Genomic DNA, 23,020 nt, shown 5'->3' with positions numbered 1-23,020 from the left:
AAGCCCGGCGGCCATGGGTAGCCGCCGGGCTTTCCGGGCCTTCCGGGGGACGGGAGGCTCTATGCTGCTGTCCGGCTCAGTCTCTTAGCGCAGCAGCGAGAGGACGTTCTGCTGGCTCTGGTTGGCCTGAGCGAGCATGGCGGTGGAGGCCTGCGAGAGGATCTGCGCCTTGGCCATCTGCGTGGTCTCGGACGAATAGTCCGCGTCCTCGATGCGGCTGCGGGCGTCCGACAGGTTGGTGACCGTGTTGGTCAGGGTGTTGATCGCCGATTCGAGGCGGTTCTGGCCGGCGCCGAGCGAGGCGCGGGTAGCGTTCACGTCGGTCAGCGCGGCGTCGACGTTAGTGAGCGTGGTCGCGGCGAGCGCGGCCGTCGTCACGTCGAGCGCGGTCGCCGAAACCTTGGTGCCGTCGATCGCCTTGGAGGTCAACACGACCTGCTGGCCGCCCTGCGAGTGAGCGAAACCGTCGCAGGGCGAATCTGGGCGCTGACGTCCGGAAAGTCCTGCCGCACGCGCCCGTTGCCGAGGTTCAGCGTGCGTATGTCCTGCACCAGTGCCACGTCGCTGTTGTAGATGGTGATCGACAGGTCGCCCTGTGTATTCGGCGTCGTGGGGAGGGGAGCTTCCTGTGCCGCCAGCGAGACGGAAACAGACGCGAGCAAGGCCGCCCAGCCAGAGTACCTCTTACGCATCGACTTCCCCCTTCGTCTTCGCATAGTGTCGAAGCCGGATTGAAAAGACCAGTACGCGAACAGGATTTCAGAACAAATTCAACGAAGCAAATAGTCCGGTGCCGGCTAAGGTCCGGTGAGAACTGACAGGAGCGATGGGTTTTGGCAGTCAGATCGGTAAAAATCGGGCGTTGCAGCGCCGCGCTTTTGCTTGCGCTTTCACCCTTGCAGTCCGCCGTCGCGCAGTCCTCACCCTCAGCATCGGTGCCTGCGCAATCCGAGGCAATGTCGCCGGCGGGTGAATACGTGCATTCCGAAATGGAGCTGGTGGCGGGTATCCGGCTCAACGAAGACGGAACGTTCGAATATGGTCTGACGGTCGGCTCGCTTGATGAACGGGCGAAAGGGCGCTGGGTGCAGGCTGGCGGCCACATCGAACTGACTAGCGACCCGCGCCCCGTTGCGCCGACGATAACAGCCGGGCGCGTCGACGTCGCTCCGGGCGAGCCCTTTGCGTTCAGAGTTGTGGCTCCGAACGGTGCCGACGTGCCGGGCGTCGATTTCCGGATCGATTTCGACAGCGGGGAGTCCTTGCAGGATTACACAAATGGCAGCGCGTGGCAGCTTCCTGCGGACGAAACGCGTGTCCCGCGTTTCGTGACCTTCGCGATGCCAGGCTATCGGCTGCGCTCCGAACGATTGCCTCTCGATGCGCGGGCAGGGACCGTCGCGACGTTCGACCTGATCCCCAACGATTTCGGGGTTGCCGACCTGACCGGAGTGGTCGCGGACATTTCGACGGACGGGCTGACCCTGCATCGACCGGAAGGCACGATGCGTTTTCGCAGGTCGTCCGTGGCGCCGGATTAGCCGGTCCGCGCCGCCGCGCTCAGTCGATCAACGAGGCGCTCGTCGCTATCTCAGTTGGGTCGGTGGTGATCCCCCGACATCTACACGGCTGCGGCTGCCTGAAAGTTCAGGCCGTTATCCCAATAGGGCGGATCGCCGAAGCCCAGTTTCAGATGATCGATCAGTGCCCGCATCTTGGCCGACGGCCCAGGCCCGTTGTGATAGGCGATCTTGATCGGAGTCACATCGGGATCGACGCCAATCTCCAGTATTTCAAGTGCCCCGTCCCTGACCGCCCTGTAGCTGTGAAAAGTCGGAAGCCACGCAATGCCGAGGCCCGCAATGGCCGCGTCGCGCATGGCATAACAGGAAGTGACCCGGAGCCTTGGCGAAACGCGTGCGACGACGCGTTCAATCTCGGCCTTGAACGTCCAGTCGTCGGGGCCGCGCTCCATATAGTGAATGGCCTTGTGCTGCTCCAGCTGATCGACCGTTTCCGGCCGGCCGTGGCGATCCAGATAGGAAGGGGCGGCCACCAGAGTGCGGCGGCTGATGGTAAGGCGTTCGCTCGCCATTTTTGGGAGATCCGCAGGGGCGATCCGCACCAATGCGTCGAAGCTGCTGCCCAGATCGCTGATCCGGTCGTCGAAGTCGGCGGTGACGCTGACGTCCGGATAACGGTGCATGAAATCATAGAGGATCGGTCCGAGATGCAGGTCGCCAAAGGCGCGCGGCACGGCGATGCGCAGCGGTCCTGATATTTCGCCTCGCCGCCGCGCCAGATCCTCCTTGGCCTCGTTCGTCTCCGCAACGATCCGCCGCGCGCGATCGAGCAGTGCCATGCCGTCTTCCGTCAGAGCAAGCTGGCGGCTGTTGCGGCTCAGCAACCGGGCGCCCATCGCATGTTCCAGTTCGGTCAGTCGTTCGCTCACTGCCGACTTTGACAGGCGAAGCTGCCGCGCCGCTGCATTGACGGATCCACAGTCCGCCACCGTCACGAAAGCGATGAGACCGTCTAGCTTCATGGTTCGCCTTTCCCGGATTATTGGTTCGGTTTTTCCGACCTACCCTGATCGTTTCGGCCCAAGCATAAGATCAAGAGCGAGCCGGTGCCAAGCAAGGCATGCAGCCATCTACCGGACTTTTGACGTCGGATGGGGGGAGATCATGAAGCTATTTGCCTTGTCTTTGATGCTGTGCGGCATGACGCTGGTACCATTGTCGGCCGCCGCCCAGGACTTCGTCTTTCCGCCCGCTTTCCAGACGAAGGAAATCCCGACCGACGGGACGACGCTGCATGTGCGGATCGGCGGGAAGGGACCGGCGGTCCTGCTGCTCCATGGCTATGGCGAGACGGGCGACATGTGGGCGCCGCTTGCGCGTGAATTGATGCGCGATCACACCGTGATCGTGCCCGATCTGCGAGGCATGGGCCTCTCCGCCAAGCCTGCATCGGGTTACGACAAGAAGACGCAGGGGTCCGACATGGCCGGTCTGCTCGACGCGTTGAAGATCGACCAGGTCGACCTCGTCACTCATGATATCGGCAATATGGTCGGCTATGCCTTCGCGGCGCAGAACCGCGACCGGGTCAAGCGCTTCGTCCTCATGGATGCGCCGCTGCCCGGGGTCGGACCGTGGGAGGAGATTTTGAAGAACCCGCTGCTCTGGCACTTCCGTTTCGGCGGGCCGGACATGGAGCGGTTGGTGGCAGGGCGCGAACGCATCTACCTCGACCGGTTCTGGAACGAGTTCTCGGCCACCCCGGCCAAGTTCAGCGAAGCCTCCCGTGAACATTATGCCAGCCTCTATGCGCAGCCGGGCGCGATGCATTCGGGTTTCGCGCAATTTGCGGCCTTCGATCAGGATGCGATCGACGACAAGGCATTCCTGGCTGAAGGGAAGCTGACGATGCCTGTCCTTGCGATCGGCGGCGAGAAGTCGTTCGGCCCGATGATGGCGACCGTCATGCGCTACGCCGCGACCAACGTGACCGAAGGCGTGGTGCCCGACGCTGGCCATTGGCTGATGGAGGAACAGCCCAAGGCGACTATCGACATGGTCTCGACCTTTCTACGGGGCGGCAAGTGAGCGGCCGGTTCGATAGCCCTCGGGCCCGGGCAACGGGGATCGTGGCGTTGCTCTTCCTCCTTGCGGGCGGCGGTGCCTCCGCGGGTGAAATACCGATCAGGCTGACTCCCGCGGACATCGACGCGCTGGCGAAGGTCGGCCCCGGTGCGGGAACCTCCGGGGTCGCGGGTATACAGAGTATCGTGCTCTCGGGCGACCCGACCAAGCAGGGCCCCTACACGATCGAGATTCGCGTGCCGGCGCACACCCGGATAGCCGCGCACAGTCATCGGGACGATCGGTCCGCCATTGTCGTATCAGGGCAATGGTCGCTCGGCTATGGCGACCGGGCGTCGGACGCGGCCTTCAAACTGCTCTCGCCAGGAAGTTTCTATACGGAGCCCGCCGGTGCGAACCATTTCGCCATGACGGGCGACGAGGAGGCCATCGTCGCAATCTCCGGCTATGGTCCGACGAGCACGGACTATGTCGAGGCGACGAATGTGCCGCGCCGCTAAGCCTCGCAGGGCTGCCGATCCTGCGAAAGGAAATGCGGTAATTTCGTCGCCGGGAAAGTCGGTTGAACCTGCGCCAGAGTGCCGTCGGTGGGTCTAGCGGATCGGTTCAGTCCCGCGCATCGTCGGTGACTGAGGCGCCTATTCTGGCGAGAGCCTTTCTGGCGCGCGTGGCAGACGTGCTAGTGGGGTCGAGGGTCACAGTTCGCCGGAGCAGGGCGATGGCTTTGCTTCTGTCCTGGTCGCGGCCTTCCCCGGTCTGGTAGGCCTCTGCCAGCGAAAAGCAGCCCTCCACTGCGCCAAGGTCACAGGCTTTTTCGAAGAGATCCAGGGCGTGCTGCCGGTCCCTGCGAATGCCTTGGCCCTTGTTCGTCATTGTCCCGAGGTTACCGCATGCACTCGGATCCTGGGCTTCGCAGGATTGTGTGAACAGCGCGATCGCCCGGCGGTGATCTCGTCTGACGCCCATTCCGTCGCGGTAGAGCACGCCGAGGTTGTAACAGGCGTGCTGATCGCCTTCATGACAGGCCTGCTCGAGCAGCCCGGCTGCCCGCCGTGGATTGCGTGCCACGCCGGTGCCCAGCGCATAGGCCGCGGCAAGGTTCGCGCAGCCAGCCCGCGCGTTCGCCTCGCATGCCTGTGTAAACAGAGAGACGGCGTAGGGGGCATTCATGGCGACGCCGTCCCCCTTCACATAGGCAAGACCGAGGTTGGAGCACCCCGTTGCATCTCCGCCGTCGCATGCCAGCGCATAGTAGGATGCGGCATGCTGCGGGGATCGCTCCACACCCAGACCGCGCGTGTAGGCAAGTCCGGCCATGGTGCAGGCGGCCATGCCGCCGAGGGCGCATCCTCTGGCGAAGTGCCGGATCGAACGATTCGGGTCGACGGTAACCTCGTCGCCTTCGTCGTATCGATGGCCGAGGCGGGTGCACGCGTCCGCGTCATTCTGGCCGCAGGCAGCATCCAGCCTGTCAATGGAAGCTGCAGAGCCGTCATTCGGGTCCGGTTGTGCGCCCACGGTTGGCGTGGTCACAGCCAGAAACGAGGCGGTCACGGCAGCCGCGATCCGTCCCTGTATCCGTGGCATCAGCGCGGCGTGCACGCCGGGTCGAGGCAGGGGAAGGGCGCGTCGTTGTTCTCTGGGCCGCTCTCCGGCTCTGGCGACAGTCTGGCCCGGAAGCTCAGGTTTTGGGCGTCGGCCTCGATCACGTCGATCATGATGTCGGCGATGCGAACGGACTTCTGCGAAGCCGGGAAGCGCATTGTCTGGGCGCTGCCGGCGTGGGCCAGATCATTGATGCTGTAGCCGCGCTGCTCGAAGGTCATTTGGCCATCTTCGATCCCGATATAGGCGATGTCGTAGATCGTTCCGCTCTCGTCGGTATCGTAGTTCTTCGGGTCGGGCAGGGCGGTGCCCTTTGCATAGTCGCGCGGCGGAACTACTGCATCGCCCGCCATGGTGTGTTGCGGAGTGCCGAAGGTATCCGGCGCGGGCGCTGTGGAGCGGATGACCGGCACCCTGGGATCGGCGCGCATCCGTTCGTGCATGGCAGCGGGTGGTTCGCTGGCTGCGGTATCGGTGATCAGGGCCTCGGCGAAGGCGACCTCGTCGATCTTGAGGGGAAAGCCATCGGTTGCGCTATGGTCGGAGGCGCATACGAACTGCATCTGGGCATCACCCAACGTTCCGGGGACGACCGGCTCCGGGTCCGGAGAACTGAGCGCAGTCTCGTCGAGACGCTCGTCCTGGGGGCCGTAGCGCAAGTACAGATCCCAGCTTTCGGTCCGCTTGCGGCAGTCGGTGATCATCCAGGCACGCAGGGATGCGGCCGGGTTGCCGGACTCGCGCAGGATCTGGCTGGCTTCGTAGCGCACCGTGTCGCCGTCCCGCCGGATCGAGCCTACGTCGATGAACAGCACCTTGTCCGCCGCCTGCGCCACGTACCACCATTCGGACGACCGGGCCTGAGCTGAGGAGGGCAGCAGGGCGCTAAGGCCGAATGCGATGCCAAGAACTGCCGATTTCATCGAATTCTCCCGATCAGTTCAGGTGCCGCAGTTGTGGGCGGTCGACACGACGCCGGAGATGGCGTCGGTGGCCATCGTGGCGGCGTCGCTCGCGGACTTTTCGAGATAGGTGGCGTAGTAGCGCGCCAGTTCGCTGCGCGCGGCCTCGACGGTGGCGGCAGGCACGCCATCGGGAGCGGCGGTCTGAGGCTTGGCTTCATGCGGTGCCTGCCCCAGTCGCGCACGGTCGAGTGCGGTCTGGTACGAGCGGTAAGCGGCGAAGCGTATCGTCCCGTCGCAGTCCGGCCAGGTGCCCAGGATCTTCGCGGCGAGTGCGTCCAGCGCCGGGGCCGGTGGCAGGGCCTGCTCGCAGTCGTTGCGTAGCACGAAGTTGTCCATGGTGGAGCCGAACACCGGCTCCGTCGCCCCGATCAGCGCCGGATGGCGCACGATCGCCCCGCACGGCAGGTTACGCTCGATGCCGCCCACATTGTCGTCGAGATAGGGGCCGAGCACGTTGAGGAACGCGGCAAAGTGGCGCTCGCTGGCGAACAGGTCACTCGTCGTCCTGACCTTTGGAGAATCTCCGTAGGGTTCGGAAAGGATCGACCAGCCGTAAGACTGGCCCTCGTCCGTGCTCATCCGGGTCAGGTAGGGCGAGATAAGGGCGGTGATGCGCGCCCGGACACCGGCCCGCCCGGCGTCCGACCAGTCGGCATCGACGGGCTCCTGCGCCCAGAGCACCACCGCTTCCAGCACCGGCGCGAACTGCGGGTCGAGGCGGCGCAGCACCGGCAGAGCCCGGTCGGGAGCATGCATCAGCGCGGCAACGGCAAGCGCGCCGTTGCGTTCGGCATAAGTGGTCTTGAGGCACTTGCGGATCTCCGTCCCCTCGCAATCACGCATCCGCTTGAGCGCCTGACGCTGCGCGGCCAGTTCACTGGACGGGCCGTTGCCGAATGCGCTTTCGCGGGAGAGCGCGAAGAGTGCGGCCATTTCCCGATCCGCCGCCGCAAGCGCCGGATCGGTACAGATCGCCCGCTCCGTCGCCGTGCGCGCGGCCGCGCAGGAAAAGCTTGGTCCGTGCGCAAGTTGATGTTCGGGCTGAGCGATAGCGGCGGATGCAAACAAGCATGCGGCGACCGCCGGAATCCATCGTGCCACTGGCAATGTCACCACCTCACCCTTTGGACCTCGTCATCGGTTTGGTTGTGCGACAGCCGAATCCGATGGGATGGCCGCGTTCGGTAGCGGCATGTCCAAATGAGGCGGAAATCACATATTTCTTCGTAACTTGAATGATGTTGAGCTGGCAAGCTCCGTCACGGCTCTTGTGTCGGATGCGATCGATATTGGTGGAACTTTCGGCGGCGGTGGACGCACCAATCTCGATGCCCTGGATGCGGAGCGGCAGGGCCTTGAAGCGCAACGTGATCTCGCCCGTGCATGGTACGACTATCTGCTCGCATGGCTGTCGCTGCGCTGGCAGGCCGGAACTCATGAGTAATCCGCCATCGACCGGGTCGGGGAGTGCTTTGCAAGACCACCGCTGCGACCCTTTTCATGACGACGAAGGGCCATCGAATGACGACCATGACGATTGAAATTTCATTCTCGAAAGCGGGCACACGAGGGCGTTGATCGGTCGATCATGTTGGCGGCCACCTTTGAAAGTTGGGAACGCTACGCCGCCTTTCTTAGGGTGCAGGATCTTTTCCATCTGCATATCGATGCGCTCTACGGTGACCAGCGCTTGCAGGGGCTCCTGCCGGACCCCGGCGATCATCGACGTCTTCCTCTGGTGCAGGCGGATCTCGCCGACCTCGGTTTGGAAGCGCCGGTCGAGGCCGACGCGTTGATCTTTGCACCTGAAGGAACCCTCGACACGGCAATTGCCCTGGGTTGGCTTTACGGTCGTACGCGATTGTCTTCGTGCGCGGTACGATATGGCGAAGCACTGCAGATCGAATTGATTCCGAAACCGGATCGATCATGAACCAACTCCATATCGCTAGTGTTGCCTTTACCGGAGAAGGACGGCTGCGCGTGTCGCTTCGTCCCGAGTAGCGGGGGTCTGTGCGCCAACTTTTGCGCGGCCGCCAAAAATTGGGAGGCGGGCATGGTTGCGCAGGTTATCGACAAGGCGACGGGTAAGACGCGTGAAGTTTCACGGGATATTATCGATCTCGATGGTCCTAGCGTCGTCAGGTTGAACATCGATCACGCAGAAGTTGTTGGTGTCGAGCGTCAAGGTGATGACCTCATCCTCCGACTTCGATCGGGTCAGGAAATTCGCATCGTCGATTACTATGACAATGCTACTTCTGCTGAACCTAGCGACGTCATATTCCAGGATCGTGACGGCCATTTCTGGGGGATCAGCCATGATGACGCTCTTCGCCTCTACGAACTGAAGGACGGCAACGAAGTTCTGGGTGCTGCGGCTGCGGCTGCGGCGGAAGGCGGCGGCATGTCGTTGCTTATTCCTGCGCTGGGTCTACTGGGCGGAGCAGGTCTGGTGGCAGCCGCTGCCGGTGGAGGCGGCGGGGGCAGAAATTCCGGGGGAGATGGTGATGCCCCCTCCGCACCGGGCATCGCGCTCGGCAATGATACAGGTTCTTCTGCAAGCGACAGGGTCACCAGAAACGGTGGGGTTGTAGTAAGCGGCCTCGAACCCGGCGCGACCTACCAGTACAGTACTGACGGTGGCGCGACGTGGCAGCAAGGGAGCGGGACCGGCTTCACGCTGGCCGAGGGTAGTTATTCTAGCGTCCGCGTCCGGCAGACCGATGCTGCCGGTAACATCAGTCCCGAAGCGCGCCATTCCCCCTCCGTCAGCGACTACGTCGCTGCCACCTCCCCGAGCAAGCTCGGGGAGGGATTAGGCCAGAAATTCCCGCACGTCGCCCATGAACCGGTCGAACTGGTCGTGGTGCAGCCAGTGCCCGGCGTTCTCGTATTCGATCAGCTTCGCCGTCGGGAAGTACGCCATCCGGCCATCCCCCGCCGGGCTGCTGGCGAAGCTGTCCTTGCCCCACAGCAGCAGGAGCGGGCAAGTGATCGCCTCCCACAGCCGGATGATCTGGTCGGTCGGCAGGTCGGATGTGCTCCACACGTTCAGGTAGTTGTCGAACTTCCAGCTCCAGGTGCCGTCCTCGTTGCGGGTGGCGCCGTGGATGGTGAGATGGCGCGCCTGTTCGTCGGTGAGGAAACCGTTCTCCTCCTTCATCCGCTGGTAGGCGTCCCGCAGCGAGGCGTACTTGCGCACGGTGCGGCCCGACGCCTTGCGCTTGTCCTCGATCCACTGGCGCAGCCGCTCGCCCGCGCCCTTGGCCTCCTGCTCGCGCCGCATCGCCGGGGGCGGGCCAAGCCCCTCGATGTTGACGAACTTCGCCACCTTCTCCGGGAAGAGGCCCGTGAAGCGGGTGGCGATGTTGCCGCCCAGCGAGTGCGCGACGATCGTCACCTTGTCGTGCCCCAGCGTATGCACCAGCTGCGCGAAGTCGTAGACGAAGGCGTCCATGCCGTAGTGCCCCTCCGGGCTCCACTCGCTGTCGCCATGGCCGCGCAGGTCCGGGCAGATGACGTGCCAGTCGCGCCGCAGTTCCTCCGCCACCCAGTCCCAGCTGCGGCAATGGTCGCGCCCGCCGTGCTGCAGGATCAGCGGCGGCGCGTCGGCATTGCCCCAGTCGACATAGTGCAGTCTGAGGCGCTGCGAGACGAAACGGTTCGAGGTGGGGCCAAGCTGGTTCTTCATTACCGATGGATGGGGTTGCGCAATCCGCAGGTCAATCCGGCACCCGTGACGCCGGGGTGATGATCGAATTTGCGGGGATGAAAGTAATGCTTCGCTGCCGCCGCGCTTGGCGAACGGGGCGCGACGACCTATCTCCGCCCGCAAGAATTCCACGCGAGAGTTAAGACATGGCGACCACGCACAAGACCCGCATGCTCATCATCGGTTCCGGCCCGGCCGGACTTTCCGCCGCCATCTACGGCGCGCGCGCGGGCATGGAGCCGATCGTGGTGCAGGGCCTCCAGCCCGGCGGCCAGCTCACCATCACCACCGATGTCGAGAACTACCCCGGCTTCCGCGAGGTCATCCAGGGCCCCTGGCTCATGCAGGAGATGGAAGCGCAGGCGGTCCATGTCGGCACGCGCATGATCTGGGACACGATTACCAACGTCGATCTCTCGGGCGACACTTTCATCGCGACCGGTGACGGCGGCGACATCTACGAAGGCGACACCCTCGTCATCGCCACCGGCGCGCAGGCCAAGTGGCTGGGCGTTCCTGGCGAACTGGAACTGTCGGGCAAGGGCGTATCTGCCTGCGCCACCTGCGACGGGTTCTTCTATCGCGGCAAGAAAGTCGTCGTGATCGGCGGCGGCAATACCGCGGTCGAGGAAGCGCTCTACCTTACCAACCACGCGAGCGAGGTGGTGCTGGTCCATCGCCGCGACACGCTGCGTTCGGAGAAGATCCTGCAGGACCGCCTCTTCGCGCACCCCAAGATCACGACGGTCTGGAACAAGCGCGTAGACCGCTTTCTCCCCGGCGAGGACGGCGCCCTGCGCGCCCTCGCGCTGATCGACACCGAGACCGGCGAGCAGAGCGAGATCCTGACCGACGGTGCATTCGTCGCCATCGGCCACGCGCCCGCGACCGAGCTGTTCAAGGGCAAGCTGGCGATGGACGAGACCGGCTACCTCATCGTCGAGCCGGGCACGCCCAAGACCGACATCCCCGGCGTCTTCGCGGCGGGCGACGTTTCGGATCACGTATACCGTCAGGCGATCACCGCTGCGGGCGTGGGCTGCATGGCCGCGCTCGATGCCGAGCGCTACCTCGCGCACAAGCTGCATGTCGCCGGGATCACGGAGACGGTGCAGGGCTGAGGTCGCGTTACTTCGTCATTGCGAGCGTAGCGAAGCAATCCAGAGCCGCGTAAACCGCCTTGGATTGCTTCGCTACGCTCGCAATGACGATTGTCCGCGTACTCGACCTTACTCGGTCAGGCTCGGCCCCAGCGACGGGTCGAGGTCGCGCGGGCGGATCAGGTGGGTCAGCCGACCGCAACCTTCGCGCAGGTCCGACCAGTGCTCGATGTCGAGTTCCACCACGGCATAGGCTGCGGTCGGGAACTTGTCCTCCACCACATCGCGCAGTGGGCTGCTGCCGTCGTCAGGTACGAGATCGAAGATCAGGTCTTCGAGGCCCGGATTGTGGCCCACCAGCAGGATCGAGCGCGGGTCGGTATCCTGATCGCGCAATACGTCCATCAGAATTGCGGAACTGGCGAGGTAGACGCGGCGGTCCCAGTTGATCGGCGGCGTCTCGCCTGCGGCTTCGCCGGCAAGCTCGATGGTCTGCGTCACGCGCACCGCGGGCGAGGCGAGGATGTAGCGCCAGCCGACGCCATGCTCCAGAATATGCTTGCCCATGACGCCCGCGCCGACCCGGCCACGCTTGTTCAGCGGACGGTCGAAGTCGCGAAGCCGCGCGTCGGTCCAGTCCGATTTTGCGTGACGAAAGATGCCGAGGATTTTCATGGGCGGGACTCTATGCAGCAGAACGGGACAGCGTTTTCAGGCAATGGGCCGCGAGTCTTGCGCCGGGTCCGCTGTCGCCCCTTGAGCATGTCCGGCCACGCGCTGTAAAGCCTCCTCCAGCGTGACGCGCCGGATCGGGGTGCCTTCGGGGAAGGCGGAAAGCAGGCGGGAAGGGAACGCGGGGGAGAGCACGATGAAGTGCCCCCGGTCCTCGCGGCTGCGGATGAGGCGGCCGAAAGCCTGCGCCAGCTTCGCCCGGATAAGCGTGTCGTCGTAGGTACTACCGCCGTTCGCCATGCGCCGCGCGCGGTGCAGGATCGTCGGGCGCGGCCACGGCACCTGCTCCATGACGACGAGGCGCAGGGATTCCCCCTGAACGTCCACCCCGTCGCGCAGGGCATCGGTGCCGAGCAATGAGGCGGCGGAATCGTCGCGGAAGATGTCGACCAGCGTGCCGGTGTCGATCGGATCGACGTGCTGCGCGTAGAGCGGCAGCCCGCCGCGTGCTAGACGGTCGGCGATGCGGCCATAGACCGCGCGCAGCCGCCGGATCGCGGTGAACAGGCCAAGTACGCCGCCGCGCGAGGCTTCGATCAGGCGGCCGAAGGCGGCAGACAGGGCGGGGAGGTCGCCCTTGGGCACGTCGGTCACGATCAGCACTTCGGCCTGGCTCGCGTAGTCGAACGGGCTCTGGTGGATCGACAGGCGCGGCATGACCTCGATGTTGGTCGCGCCGGAGCGGGCGATGGCCTTGGCCCAGTCGTCCCCGTCGCGCAGCGTGGCGGAAGTCATGACGACGCCGTGCGCCGGTTCGAGCACGACCTGCGCGAAGGGCTTCATCGGGTCCAGCCAGCGGCGGTGGATGCCGATGTCGAACTCGCGCGCTTCGGATCGGTCGACGGCGAGCCAGTCGACGTATTCGGGATCGGCCGGGCCGCCGAGGCGGTCGAGCAGCGATTCCCAGGCGCCGAGGGTATCGACGCGCCATGTCAGCGAGTGACGTGCGCCTTCGATACGGGCACGACCAGGGCCGTCGAGCCAGTCGGGTGGTTCCTCCAGCAGCGTCTCCAGCCGCATGCCGAGGCGGATCAGCGGTTGGCGCAGTTCCACAAGCGCCACGCGGGCGGCCTGTGCGATCTCGACGAACGAGCCTTCGAGTCCCGCCGCCTCGGTTTCGAGGCCGTAGCCCGCTTCCTGCCCACCGCTTTCGTCGCGCGCGTAGACGGTGGCGCGCACGGCGGAGAGCAGTTCCTCCAACGGTCCGCTGGCGGCGTTCTCGCCAATGCGCTGCATCCAGCCGTCCCCGGGGAGCGCCTCGGCAGCGTCGCGGGCGGCGGTGATCGCCTTGGCGCCCGCCTCGTCATAGCTGGCGACGTCGGCAAGGCGGGCGGCAAGGCCACGGCGGCGGCCCTTCGATGCCTTCTCCGGGCCGATGACCCAGCGGCGCAGTTCGATCGCCTCCGCCCCGGTGAGGGCTGCGGCGAACGTGGAATCGGCGGCGTCGAAGACGTGATGGCCTTCGTCGAACACCACGCGGGTCGGGCGCGAGGCCGGGTCGCGGCCGCGCGCGGCGTTGACCATGACGAGCGCGTGGTTGCCGATCACGAGGTCGGCACCGACGCTGGCTCGGGTCGCGCGCTCGATGAAGCACTTCCGGTAATGCGGGCACCCGGCATAGACGCACTCGCCACGCCGGTCGGTCAGCGCCGCGATGCCGCGCTGGCGGAACAGGGTGCCGAGCCAGCCGGGCAGGTCGCCGCCGATCATGTCGCCGTCCTGCGAATACGCCGCCCAGCGCGCCACCAGTTGTGCGAGGATCGCCGCGCGCCCGTTGAAGCCGCCTTGCAGCGCATCCTCCAGATTGAGGAGGCACAGGTAGTTCTCACGTCCCTTGCGCACCACGACGGGGCGCGTGCCGTCCGCGCGTCGCTCCGGCCATGCGCGGCGGCTTTCATGGCGGAGCTGGCGTTGCAGCGCCTTGGTGTAAGTCGAAACCCAGACGGTGCCGCCCGATTTCTCCGTCCACAGCGACGTCGGCGCGAGATAGCCCAGCGTCTTGCCGATGCCCGTGCCCGCCTGAGCCAGCAGGACGTGCGGACGTCCCGAGCGTTCGCGCGGCGCGAAGGCATGAGCCGTCTCGGTGGCATAGGCGCGTTGCCCGGGGCGCTGCTCGGCAGCTGAGCCGGTGAGCTTCGTCAGCCGTTCCAGCACCTCGTCGTCTTCCAGCACGACCTGCCGGGGTTGCGGGACTTCGGGCGTCTCCTCCCATTCGGGCAGACGGGTGAACAGCCAGCGCTCGGCCCGCTCGGGGCGGCGGATCCGGCCAGTGAGCAGCGAGGCCCATGGCCAGCGCATGCGAACGAGTGACTGCAGCGAAGTCCATGCACCCTCGCGCTCGGACCACGCGCCGTTCTCGCACATGTCGAGCAGCGCAGCAGCAGCCTCCTGCAGCAGGCGCGGCACGTCGGCATCGCCGCTGGGCTCGGTCAGGCCAAGCGCATGGGCGAGGCCCTTGGGCGTCGGCACCACGAAGCGCGCCGGATGTACGAAGGCGTAAAGCTCTAGCAGGTCGAGCCCCGAAAGGTCCGGGTATCCGAGGCGCGTCGCCAGCAGCGGCGCGTTGAGGATCAGCAGCGGCGTGTCGGCGGCGGCCATCACCGCTTCGCCCTTGGAAATCGGCCGGGTGCTGTTGCCGGTCAGATCCTGCTCACGCAACCAGCAACCGCCATGGCTGGCGTGAAGGGCAGGAAGGGGCAGGGCGGCCATGGGCCGGTATTAGGGCCGGTCCGCGCGATTGGGAACGGCGGCGCAAGGGGCTCCCCCCGAAAAGTTACGGCTCGATACAATTTTCCGCCTTGTTGGAAATCAAACAAGATATATCTTAGAGCCATCATGACGAATATGGAACGAATGATGAGACACTCGGATTGCAACCACGGCCGAGGCCATCGCCACTGGGGCGGTCGTCACCGTGATGAGCGCGGCTTCGGCCGTGAGGAAATGATGGCGGCGATGGCCAGCGGCGCTGAGGAGCTGCGCGCGATGTTCGGTCGCCGCGGTCTGCATGGTCTGGCACGCGGTCCGTTCGGCGCCGGCTTCGGGAAGGATTTCCCGGGCGGGTTCGGCGGAATGGGCGGCGGAATGGGAGGTGGTCGGGGTAGGCCCGGCGGACCTCGCGGCGGTGGCCGTCGCAAGCGCCTGTTCGATCAGGCGGAACTGCAGACGCTGCTGCTCGCGCTGATCGTCGAGGCGCCGCGCCATGGCTACGAACTGATCCGCGAGATCGAGGCGCTGTCCGGCGGCGACTATGCGCCGAGCCCGGGCGTGGTCTACCCTGCGCTGATCTACATGGAGGAGACCGGCCTCATCGCGCAGGTCGCCGATGACAGCTCGCGCAGCAAGGCGTTCGGCGCGACCGACGAAGGCCGCGCCAAGGCCGAAGCCGACGCCGGGAAGGTGGCCGAGCTTAAGGAGCGCCTGACCGCGCTTGCCGCCCAGCGCGACCGTGTCGATCCCGCACCGGTTCGCCGGGCAATGCATGCGCTCAAGACGGCGGTGTTCGACCGCCTTTCGCACGAAGGCGCCGACCGCGACTTCATCCTGCAGGTGGCCGATGCCATCGACGAGGCTACCCGCAAGATCGAAAGGATCGAGAAGTGAACACCATCGCAGCGACCGTGAAGACGCAGAACGGCGGCAAATACGTCCGCCAGCTCTGCAAGCACTGGAGCCACAAGCTGGAGACGCAGGTCGAGGGTGACGTTGGCACGGTGAGATTTCCCAACGCTGTCACCACGATGGCGGCCGACGGCGAGGGGATCGCCATCGCCATTTCCGGCGAGAGCCGCGAGGAGGTCGAGCAACTGACGGGTGTCGTCGCACGGCACATCGACCGCTTCGCGTTCCGCGAGGAGCCGCTCGTTTACGAATGGGCGTGGCAGGACTGAGTTGAGCTTGGCATCGTCCCGGATCAGTTCCAGGACGACGAGGCACTTGCGAAAATCGCGCATTTCGCCAAAGAGCGCGACCATGACTGAAAATGCCCTCATCGAAGCCGCACGCGTGTCCAAGGCCTGGCCCTTCCAGGAGGCCCAGAAGCTGCTCAAGCGGTTTCCGCAGGGCAAACCCGATGGCGCGCCGGTGCTGTTCGAGACGGGCTACGGCCCCTCGGGCCTGCCGCATATTGGCACATTCCAGGAAGTCCTGCGCACCACGCTGGTCCGCCGCGCCTACGAAGCGCTGACCGGCGGCGCGCCGACGCGCCTCGTCGCATTTTCGGACGACATGGACGGGCTGCGCAAGGTTCCGGACAACATCCCGAATGCGGACGTGCTCGCCGCCAACCTCGGCAAGCCGCTCAGCCGGATCCCCGATCCTTTCGGTACGCACGAGAGCTTCGCGCATCACAACAACGCGATGCTCCGCGATTTCCTCGATCGTTTCGGGTTCGATTACGAGTTCGTTTCGGCGAGCGACCGATACAACTCGGGCCAGTTCGATGCCGCGCTGGCTCGGGTACTGGAATGCAACCAGTCGATCCTCGACGTCATGCTGCCGACACTGCGCGAGGAGCGCCGCAAGACCTATTCGCCGGTGCTCCCGGTCTCGCCGACCACCGGCGCGGTTCTGCAGGTGCCGGTCGAGGTTCTCGACGCGGCCACCGGCCTGATCCGTTTCGCCGACGAGGACGGCACTGTCGTTGAGCAGTCCGCGTTCGGCGGCAAGGCCAAGCTCCAGTGGAAGGTCGACTGGGCGATGCGCTGGTACGCGCTCGGCGTCGACTACGAGATGTGCGGCAAGGATCTTACCGACTCGGTGATCCAGTCGGGCAAGATCGTGCAGATTCTCGGCGGCCGTAAGCCCGAGGGCCTTATCTACGAACTGTTCCTCGATGAGAATGGCGAGAAGATCTCGAAGTCCAAGGGCAACGGCCTGACCATCGAGCAATGGCTGACTTACGGCACAGAGGAGTCGCTCGGCTTCTACCTGTTCCGCGAGCCCAAGAGCGCCAAGCAGCTTCATGTCGGCGTGATCCCCAAGGCGGTCGACGAGTACTGGCAGTTTCGCGGCAACCTTGCCGGGCAGGCGCTCGACAAGCAACTCGGCAACCCGACATGGCACCTGCTGCGTGCCAATGGTGGCGAAGGCGGCGCGGGCGATACCGTGCCGGTGACGTTCTCGCTGCTCCTCAACCTCGTTGGCGTGCTGGGAGCGGAAGCGACGGCGGAGCAAGTTTGGTCCTACCTGGGCAACTACGTCGCCAACGCCAGTCCCGAAGCGCATCCCGACCTGGCTGAGATGGTCCGCGCGGCGCTGGCTACCAACCGCGACTTTATCGCGCCCACACTCCAGCGTCGTGCGCCGACCGCCAGCGAGGCCGATGCGCTAAAGGATCTCGACGGGCAGCTTGCCGCGCTTGGCGGCGACGCCTCGGCGGAAGACCTGCAGAACATCGTCTACGAGATCGGCAAGAACGCGGCCTATGGCTTCGAGACGCTGCGCGACTGGTTCAAGGCTCTGTACGAGACGCTGCTCGGTTCGCCGCAGGGGCCGCGCATGGGCAGCTTCATTGCGCTTTACGGCGTGCCCGAAACGCGCAAGCTGATCGCGGAGGCCCTGGCGGCCTGAAGACTCAGGAGAGGCGATGCACCGCTCGACCCACACGCCCGAGCAGCTCTGCGAGGAATTGCTCGGCCGCAAGCTGAGCGATGTCGATGCGGAGGAGCGCCGCGTGCTCCAGCGCATCGCCTCCGGTCAGGTCATGGGCCCTGACGCGCTAGAGGAAGCGGCGCTGCACGCGACCTTCGGCGACAGGCTGGCGGATCGCGTCGCGGCGATCGGCGGCTCGTGGGGCTTCATCATCGCGTTCGGCGTGGTGCTGTTCGGGTGGATGCTGGTGAACAGCCGGCTTCTGGAAGTGTTCGGGCTGCATCCCTTCGACGCCTATCCCTACATCTTCCTCAACCTGATGCTGTCGATGCTGGCGGCGATCCAGGCGCCGGTTATCATGATGAGCCAGAACCGGCAGTCCGACAAGGATCGCATCGCGGCGCGCCACGACTACGAGGTCAACTTGCGCACGCAGCTGGAAATCCTGCGCCTGCACAAGCGGATGGACCATCTGTTCGAGCACCTCCTTGCAAAGCCCGGAACGGAGCAGGGCAAGGACGCCTGACTATTGCCAGGTCCGCGCGCGGAACCACTTGGTCACGACGTACTTGGTCCCGCGCACCACCGGCCGCGCCGCGTGCATTGTCCAGGGGTTGGGCGTGCCGTCAGGCAGGGCGTTGTTCCACAGCAGCAGCGTGCCAGCACAGGGCGGGATGCTGAGTGCTATACGGGTGAAATCCGTTATGCCGCCTTCGTCCACGGCATTGAGATAGATCATCGCCGTCCAACTGCGCTGCCCTCCGCAGTGCCGCTCGTTTCGCCAGTAGCCCGCGGTGGTGTCGAACCAGTCGCAGTGCTCGTGAAAGTACTGGCCGCAGAGGTAACGCTGGCCCTGAGCGGCTTCGCCGCACGTTGGGGTAATGCCGGTGATAGCGGACAGCCGCTCTTCGAGGTCGCGCACGCAGTTGTCGGTTTCATCGATGTCGCCGGAATAGCTGGTGCGGTAATCCGACCAGAGCGCGTCATCCACAAGGGCGGAAGGGCACGCTACGGCGTCGATCAGCGCCATCAGCCGCGCGCAGGATGCGATAGGCAGGAAGTTGTCTATCGCATAAATCTCGGCGCGGTCTTCCGGGAAACGCCGCGCCGCAGGTTGCCCCGCTAGTCTTTCGCGTACGGCCATCCCGATGCGGGCAAGGGCTTTGCAGTCAGGGTGGGGCGCGGCCGTCATTGCAGGAGAGTATCTGCAATCGGACGCGGATCAATGGCCTTGCGAAGTATTCATCCCGAGCTTGTGGCGGCGGCTAGAAGAAAACTCCCGGAGTTTTACGTCTGGGAGTTTTCGATGTTCTGCGGGTTACGCCTTACCAGAAGAAGTCGTAGATCACGTCCACCACTTCGCCGCTATAGATGTCCACCAGCATCACGTCGTCGTAGTAACGGACCCAGCGATAGGGACCGTAGACCGGCGGCAGGCGGTACTGCCATGGATCGTTGATCCAGTAGCGGTTGCCGTAGAACATCGAGCCAAGCGAGAAGCCGATGCTCAGGCGGCGGTACGAGTAGCCGTTGTACGGTGCGTAGTAGCGGCCGATCCGATAGTTGTTGCGATTGCGGTCACGATAGCGCTGCCAGTCGTAGCGGTTGTCGCGGCGCCAGTCGTTGCGGTTCCAGGCCTGGTAGCGGTTGCCGTTGTTGTCGCGCCACCGGTCGTTGCTCCGATTGTCGTCGCGCCGGTCGTTATTGCGCCAACCGTCGTTGTTGCCGCGCCAGCCTTCGTTGCCGCGCCAGCGGTCGTTGTCGCGGCGATCGTTGTCCGCGCGCCAGCCGGGGTTCCGGTCGTTATCGCGCCGGATGGCCTGTCCGGCTCCGCGATCTCCGCCTCGATCCGCGCCACGGTCGACATCGGGACGCTGCCAGCCCGGGGCCGGTCGCCGGTCGTTGCCCGATGCCTGCTGGCCGCGATCCGGGCGTTGGCCGCCCTGCCAGTTCGGACGGGGACCATCGTTGCCGCGCACCACCGGTCGCTGGACCTGCGGCTGCGGCGCGGGGCGCTGGGCCTGAGGCTGTTGCCGCTGTTCGCGCATCTGCCGAAGCTGGGTGCCGAAGTCGGCGCGGGCATTCTCGCGCGGCGGGGGCAGGGCGCGTTCGGAACGACCGCCATTACCTCGGCCGCGATCTTCGGCGTGCTGGGCGAAGCTGGGGCTCGACATCCCCGTGATCGCGATCGCCATGGTGGCCGCCGCGATCAGTACACCTGCTTTTCTGTTTATCGTTGCCATTTTCCGGTTCTCCAAACCGAAGTGCCGGACGGCGAAGCGCGGCTCATCGTGGAGAGACATCTACCGGAAACGCGCTGTCGCAGAGGTTAACCGCGTTCGCGCCGATCGTTCAGGTTTGTAGTAATTTGAATGAACGGGCCGTCCTCGAAAGAACGGCCCGTCAAATCAGGATCAGCGCGTCAGCTTCTTGTACGCCAGCGCGGTCGGACGATCCGCTGCGTCGCCCAGGCGGCGGCGCTTGTCCTCTTCGTAGGCGGCGAAGTTGCCTTCGAACCATTCGACGTGGCTGTTGCCCTCGAACGCGAGGATGTGCGTCGCCAGACGGTCGAGGAAGAAGCGGTCGTGGCTGATGACCACGGCGCAGCCCGCGAAGTTCTCGATGGCTTCTTCCAGCGCGCCCAGCGTTTCCACGTCGAGGTCGTTGGTCGGTTCGTCGAGCAGGAGGACGTTGCCACCCTCCTTGAGCATCTTGGCCATGTGGACGCGGTTGCGTTCACCGCCCGACAGCTTGCCGACGTTCTTCTGCTGGTCGGCGCCCTTGAAGTTGAACGCACCGACATAGGCGCGGGTCGACGTATCGTGACCGTTGACCTTCATGTAGTCGAGCCCGTCGGAGATTTCCTCCCAGACGTTCTTCTTGGGGTCGAGGTGGTCGCGGCTCTGGTCGACGAAGCCGAGGTGGACGGTAGAGCCCATCTCGATCGTGCCCTCGTCAGGCTGTTCCTTGCCGGTGATCAGCTTGAACAGCGTGGACTTGCCCGCGCCGTTGGGGCCGATGACGCCGACGATGCCGCCCGGCGGCAGGATGAACGAGAGGTTCTCGAACAGCAGCTTGTCGCCGTAGGCCTTCGAGATGTTGTTGACCTCGATGACCTTGCCGCCGAGGCGCTCGGGCACCTGGATGACGATCTGGGCCTTGCCGGGACGACGGCCCGACTGGGCTTCCTGAAGCTGCTCGAACTTGCGGATACGCGCCTTCGACTTGGTCTGGCGGGCGGCCGGGGTCTGGCGGATCCACTCGAGTTCTTCCTTGAGCGCCTTGGCGCGGCCGGATTCCTCGCGGTCCTCCTGCTCCATGCGCTTGGCCTTCTTCTCCAGGTAGGTGGAGTAGTTGCCTTCGTAGGGGAAGTACTTGCCGCGATCGAGTTCGAGGATCCAGTTCACCACGTTGTCGAGGAAGTAGCGATCGTGGGTGATCATCAAGACCGCGCCCGCGTATTCCTTGAGGTGGTTTTCCAGCCATTCGACGGATTCGGCGTCGAGGTGGTTGGTCGGTTCGTCGAGCAGCAGGATCGAGGGCTTCTGGATCAGCAGGCGGGTCAGCGCGACGCGGCGCTTTTCACCGCCCGACAGGCTGTTGACGGGCCAGTCGCTCGGCGGGCAGCGGAGGGCCTCCATGGCGATTTCGAGCTGGTTGTCGAGCGTCCAGCCATCGACCGCGTCGATCTTGCCCTGCAGTTCGCCCATTTCCTCCATGAGCGCGTCGAAATCGACGTCCTCCGGCGGGTCGCCCATGATGTTCGAGATCTCGTTGAAGCGGTCGACGAGGTCGGCGGTCTCGCGGGCGCCGTCCTTGACGTTTTCGAGGACGGTCTTGGTCGGATCGAGTTCCGGCTCCTGCTCAAGGTAGCCGACGGTGATGTTCTCACCGGGCCAGGCTTCGCCGGTGAAATCGGTGTCGATGCCGGCCATGATCTTGATAAGCGTCGACTTACCGGCGCCGTTCGGGCCGACGATGCCGATCTTGGCGCCCTGGTAGAACTGCAGCGAGATGTCGCTGAGCACCGGCTTCTGGGCACCGGGGAAGGTCTTGGTCATGCCCTTCATGACGTAGGCGTATTGGGCGGCCATGCGGTTCCTCTGGATGGAAATTCGGGTCTCGGGAGAGTTGAGGGCCGCTCTACAGGGGCGCGCGAGGATTGCCAAGAGCAGGGCGGGACGGCGCGGCTGTACGATGCTTTGGTTGAGACGGAACGGGCTTTATGTGTCGGCGGATTTTGGCGTCCGGAGAGGTGCCGCCAGTGTAAAAGTGGCGGGTTTTCAGGGTTTCTGCGAGGAACAATGGCGTTGCCGGGGCCGGGAACGTGTGAACTTCCGTGTGCAGGCGATTTCGCGGCTCAGGCAGACGGAAAGGCATGGCAGGGCGCTCGGCATCGTCTCAAAGTCCGGGGATGTAGGAAAGCGTGGCGGTCGAATGCCTCCTTTCCCTCCCCGTCGCCGCTGCGCAGGCAGGGGCCTATCAGGTCCATCGCCCTGCCGCCTTGCTCACGGTCAGGCGGAGAGGGTGGGATGGGCCCTGCCTGTGCAGGGGGCGACGGGGAGGGCGGATACTCGCGTGCTCCTCAGCGCCGCATCGCCGTCGCCAGATCGCGCACCGCGCGTGGCAGGAAGGCGAGGCCCGCCGTCACCATCGGCACGCTCAGGATCGCCCAGTAGAAGTTCACCGGCCGCGCGAACACGCCAAGCAACAGCGCCACCGCGAGCAGCCATGGCACTGCCAGCCGGGCAACCGGAACCGGCGCGCCGAGGAAGCCGACAAAGGCGAGATAGACTGTCAGATAGCTCAGCGGCGCGGGGATGAGGTGGAGCAGCGTCACGTCGGCGATGTCCTGCAGCACGGCGCCGGGGCCGCGCAGTCCGCCCCAGCCTTGCGAGAGCGCATCGGTCGGCAGCGAAAGCGGAGTGACGGCCTGCCGATGCAGGAACAGCGCCACCGCGTAGAGCGCCAGCAGCGCCAGCCACGCGGCGAGTTCGCGGCGCGAGCCCTCCCGCCATGCCCACAAAGCAGCCATGAGCACGAAGGGCAGCGCGAGTTCGCGGATCGCCAGCGCAGCGGCGGCGGCGATCAGGGCGGGAAGCCAGCGTTTCTGCACGCGCAGCGCAAGCGCCAAAGCCACCAGCACCCCGGCCCACAACTCGTGCGAGACGGCGAGGCCCGGGCTCGCGGCCATCGCGCCACCGAGGAGCACCAGCAGCATCGCCGCCATGCGCTCCCCCGCTGCCACCAAAGGTCGCAGCATCGCGAACCACGCGACAGCGGTGCAGACGAGGAGGGCGCAGAGCAGCATGCGCGTCGCATGCCAGCCCAGCGCGGCTTCGATCCACGCCAGCGTCGGCAGGCGCACGGTCACGAAGGGGCTCGTCGGGAAGCCGTGCGCGCGCTGGAGGCGGGTGGCGGCGTGGTAGTAGTCCTCGCCATCGGCCACGGCGTTGCCGATGTCGGTATAGAGCCGGACGTCGGAATAGGCCCCGGTCCCGGTGATAGCCTCTCCGGTGGTGGCCGGGCCGACCGCCAGCGACGCCAGGCCCATCAGCACGATGACAACGATCGCGGCAATGGCCTGAATGCGGGTGAGGGCGGCGAGCATGGGCGCGGTTGTGTTCGCTTGTGCTCGCAGCGGCAAGGCGAGAGGCAGCTTATCACCACGCCATTCCCCCTCCGTCAGCCCTTCGGGCTGCC

General features: G+C 65.3%; 23 protein-coding genes and 1 pseudogene. 11 read left to right on the top strand and 13 right to left on the bottom strand.

Features of this window, described 5'->3' with window-relative positions:
* Positions 1–84 precede the first annotated feature (84 nt).
* Positions 85–432, bottom strand: a complete 348-nt coding sequence (locus LO787_RS25935) for a flagellin (protein ID WP_420847778.1) — start codon at positions 430–432, stop codon at positions 85–87.
* On the bottom strand, positions 426–692 hold the full coding sequence (locus tag LO787_RS25930; protein WP_232493837.1) for a hypothetical protein: 267 nt from the start codon (positions 690–692) through the stop codon (positions 426–428). The genes LO787_RS25935 and LO787_RS25930 overlap by 7 nt, the downstream gene beginning before the upstream one ends.
* 141 nt (positions 693–833) lie before the next feature.
* Here LO787_RS25930 and LO787_RS25925 point away from each other — a divergent pair, with 141 nt between their 5' ends.
* Entirely contained in the window at positions 834–1,541 is a 708-nt protein-coding gene (locus tag LO787_RS25925) for a hypothetical protein (protein WP_232493836.1), read from the top strand.
* Between the two features lie 80 nt (positions 1,542–1,621).
* On the opposite strand, the gene LO787_RS25920 is transcribed toward LO787_RS25925, so the two are convergent.
* Positions 1,622–2,545 (bottom strand): LysR family transcriptional regulator, encoded by a 924-nt coding sequence (locus LO787_RS25920; RefSeq protein ID WP_232493835.1) that lies wholly within the window; start codon positions 2,543–2,545, stop codon positions 1,622–1,624.
* Here LO787_RS25920 and LO787_RS25915 point away from each other — a divergent pair.
* Positions 2,544–3,611, top strand: a complete 1,068-nt coding sequence (locus LO787_RS25915; protein WP_232493834.1) for an alpha/beta fold hydrolase — start codon at positions 2,544–2,546, stop codon at positions 3,609–3,611. The two genes, LO787_RS25920 and LO787_RS25915, sit on opposite strands and share 2 nt — an antisense overlap.
* Before the next feature lie 41 nt (positions 3,612–3,652).
* Positions 3,653–4,108 carry a cupin domain-containing protein gene (locus LO787_RS25910; protein ID WP_232493833.1) on the top strand — a complete coding sequence of 152 codons (456 nt, stop codon included), beginning with the start codon at positions 3,653–3,655 and terminating at the stop codon, positions 4,106–4,108.
* 106 nt (positions 4,109–4,214) lie between these two features.
* Here the strand turns inward: LO787_RS25910 and LO787_RS25905 are convergent, their stop codons facing one another.
* Genes LO787_RS25905 through LO787_RS25895 form a run of 3 tightly spaced genes read right to left on the bottom strand, consistent with a single transcriptional unit; the run spans position 4,215 to position 7,111 of the window.
* The gene (locus LO787_RS25905; RefSeq protein ID WP_232493832.1) at positions 4,215–5,210 is read right to left on the bottom strand and encodes a tetratricopeptide repeat protein; all 996 of its coding nucleotides are present in this window, start codon (positions 5,208–5,210) and stop codon (positions 4,215–4,217) included.
* The gene (locus LO787_RS25900) at positions 5,195–6,136 is read right to left on the bottom strand and encodes a surface-adhesin E family protein (protein ID WP_232493831.1); all 942 of its coding nucleotides are present in this window, start codon (positions 6,134–6,136) and stop codon (positions 5,195–5,197) included. The genes LO787_RS25905 and LO787_RS25900 overlap by 16 nt, the downstream gene beginning before the upstream one ends.
* Before the next feature lie 18 nt (positions 6,137–6,154).
* On the bottom strand, positions 6,155–7,111 hold the full coding sequence (locus LO787_RS25895) for a hypothetical protein (RefSeq protein WP_232493830.1): 957 nt from the start codon (positions 7,109–7,111) through the stop codon (positions 6,155–6,157).
* A 298-nt stretch (positions 7,112–7,409) separates the two neighbouring features.
* Here LO787_RS25895 and LO787_RS25890 point away from each other — a divergent pair, with 298 nt between their 5' ends.
* The 3 genes and pseudogenes from LO787_RS25890 to LO787_RS26295 form a co-directional block, all read left to right on the top strand.
* Positions 7,410–7,622, top strand: coding sequence for a hypothetical protein (locus LO787_RS25890; RefSeq protein WP_232493829.1), 213 nt, complete (start codon positions 7,410–7,412; stop codon positions 7,620–7,622).
* A gap of 144 nt (positions 7,623–7,766) precedes the next feature.
* Entirely contained in the window at positions 7,767–8,111 is a 345-nt protein-coding gene (locus LO787_RS25885; RefSeq protein WP_232493828.1) for a heme oxygenase-like domain-containing protein, read from the top strand.
* A 123-nt stretch (positions 8,112–8,234) separates the two neighbouring features.
* Positions 8,235–8,474, top strand: a pseudogene (locus LO787_RS26295) (BapA/Bap/LapF family prefix-like domain-containing protein); the annotation flags it as partial.
* A 522-nt stretch (positions 8,475–8,996) separates the two neighbouring features.
* Here the strand turns inward: LO787_RS26295 and LO787_RS25875 are convergent.
* A complete protein-coding gene (locus tag LO787_RS25875) occupies positions 8,997–9,872 on the bottom strand; it encodes an alpha/beta fold hydrolase (protein ID WP_232493826.1) in 876 nt (291 codons plus the stop codon).
* A gap of 167 nt (positions 9,873–10,039) precedes the next feature.
* Here LO787_RS25875 and trxB point away from each other — a divergent pair, with 167 nt between their 5' ends.
* Positions 10,040–11,014, top strand: a complete 975-nt coding sequence (trxB, locus tag LO787_RS25870; RefSeq protein ID WP_232493825.1) for a thioredoxin-disulfide reductase — start codon at positions 10,040–10,042, stop codon at positions 11,012–11,014.
* 108 nt (positions 11,015–11,122) lie between these two features.
* On the opposite strand, the gene LO787_RS25865 is transcribed toward trxB, so the two are convergent.
* Together LO787_RS25865 and LO787_RS25860 are read right to left on the bottom strand one after the other, a co-directional pair.
* Positions 11,123–11,668 (bottom strand): SixA phosphatase family protein, encoded by a 546-nt coding sequence (locus LO787_RS25865; protein ID WP_232493824.1) that lies wholly within the window; start codon positions 11,666–11,668, stop codon positions 11,123–11,125.
* Positions 11,669–11,704: 36 nt separating this feature from the next.
* Positions 11,705–14,434, bottom strand: coding sequence for an ATP-dependent DNA helicase (locus LO787_RS25860; protein WP_232493823.1), 2,730 nt, complete (start codon positions 14,432–14,434; stop codon positions 11,705–11,707).
* Positions 14,435–14,668: 234 nt separating this feature from the next.
* On the opposite strand from LO787_RS25860, the gene LO787_RS25855 reads away from it, so the two are divergent.
* From LO787_RS25855 to LO787_RS25840, 4 genes are all read left to right on the top strand, one after another.
* On the top strand, positions 14,669–15,328 hold the full coding sequence (locus tag LO787_RS25855) for a PadR family transcriptional regulator (RefSeq protein WP_420847827.1): 660 nt from the start codon (positions 14,669–14,671) through the stop codon (positions 15,326–15,328).
* Positions 15,325–15,615, top strand: coding sequence for a DUF2218 domain-containing protein (locus LO787_RS25850; protein WP_232493821.1), 291 nt, complete (start codon positions 15,325–15,327; stop codon positions 15,613–15,615). Before LO787_RS25855 ends, LO787_RS25850 begins: the two co-directional genes overlap by 4 nt.
* Before the next feature lie 82 nt (positions 15,616–15,697).
* Entirely contained in the window at positions 15,698–17,296 is a 1,599-nt protein-coding gene (locus LO787_RS25845; RefSeq protein WP_232493820.1) for a lysine--tRNA ligase, read from the top strand.
* Positions 17,297–17,312: 16 nt separating this feature from the next.
* On the top strand, positions 17,313–17,843 hold the full coding sequence (locus tag LO787_RS25840; protein ID WP_232493819.1) for a DUF1003 domain-containing protein: 531 nt from the start codon (positions 17,313–17,315) through the stop codon (positions 17,841–17,843).
* On the opposite strand, the gene LO787_RS25835 is transcribed toward LO787_RS25840, so the two are convergent.
* The 4 genes from LO787_RS25835 to LO787_RS25820 all read right to left on the bottom strand — a co-directional run bounded on the left by LO787_RS25835 (position 17,844) and on the right by LO787_RS25820 (position 22,928).
* Positions 17,844–18,509 (bottom strand): prolyl hydroxylase family protein, encoded by a 666-nt coding sequence (locus LO787_RS25835; protein WP_232493818.1) that lies wholly within the window; start codon positions 18,507–18,509, stop codon positions 17,844–17,846.
* A gap of 133 nt (positions 18,510–18,642) precedes the next feature.
* Positions 18,643–19,560, bottom strand: a complete 918-nt coding sequence (locus tag LO787_RS25830) for an RcnB family protein (RefSeq protein ID WP_232493817.1) — start codon at positions 19,558–19,560, stop codon at positions 18,643–18,645.
* Between the two features lie 171 nt (positions 19,561–19,731).
* Positions 19,732–21,411 carry an energy-dependent translational throttle protein EttA gene (ettA, locus tag LO787_RS25825; RefSeq protein ID WP_232493816.1) on the bottom strand — a complete coding sequence of 560 codons (1,680 nt, stop codon included), beginning with the start codon at positions 21,409–21,411 and terminating at the stop codon, positions 19,732–19,734.
* Positions 21,412–21,902: 491 nt separating this feature from the next.
* Positions 21,903–22,928: a hypothetical protein gene (locus LO787_RS25820; RefSeq protein WP_232493815.1), complete on the bottom strand. Its 1,026-nt coding sequence runs from the start codon at positions 22,926–22,928 to the stop codon at positions 21,903–21,905.
* Positions 22,929–23,020 lie beyond the last annotated feature (92 nt).

The sequence above is a fragment of the Novosphingobium kaempferiae genome, assembly GCF_021227995.1.
Taxonomy (GTDB): Bacteria; Pseudomonadota; Alphaproteobacteria; order Sphingomonadales; family Sphingomonadaceae; genus Novosphingobium; species Novosphingobium kaempferiae.
This window is presented reverse-complemented; position numbering and strand designations above follow the sequence as displayed.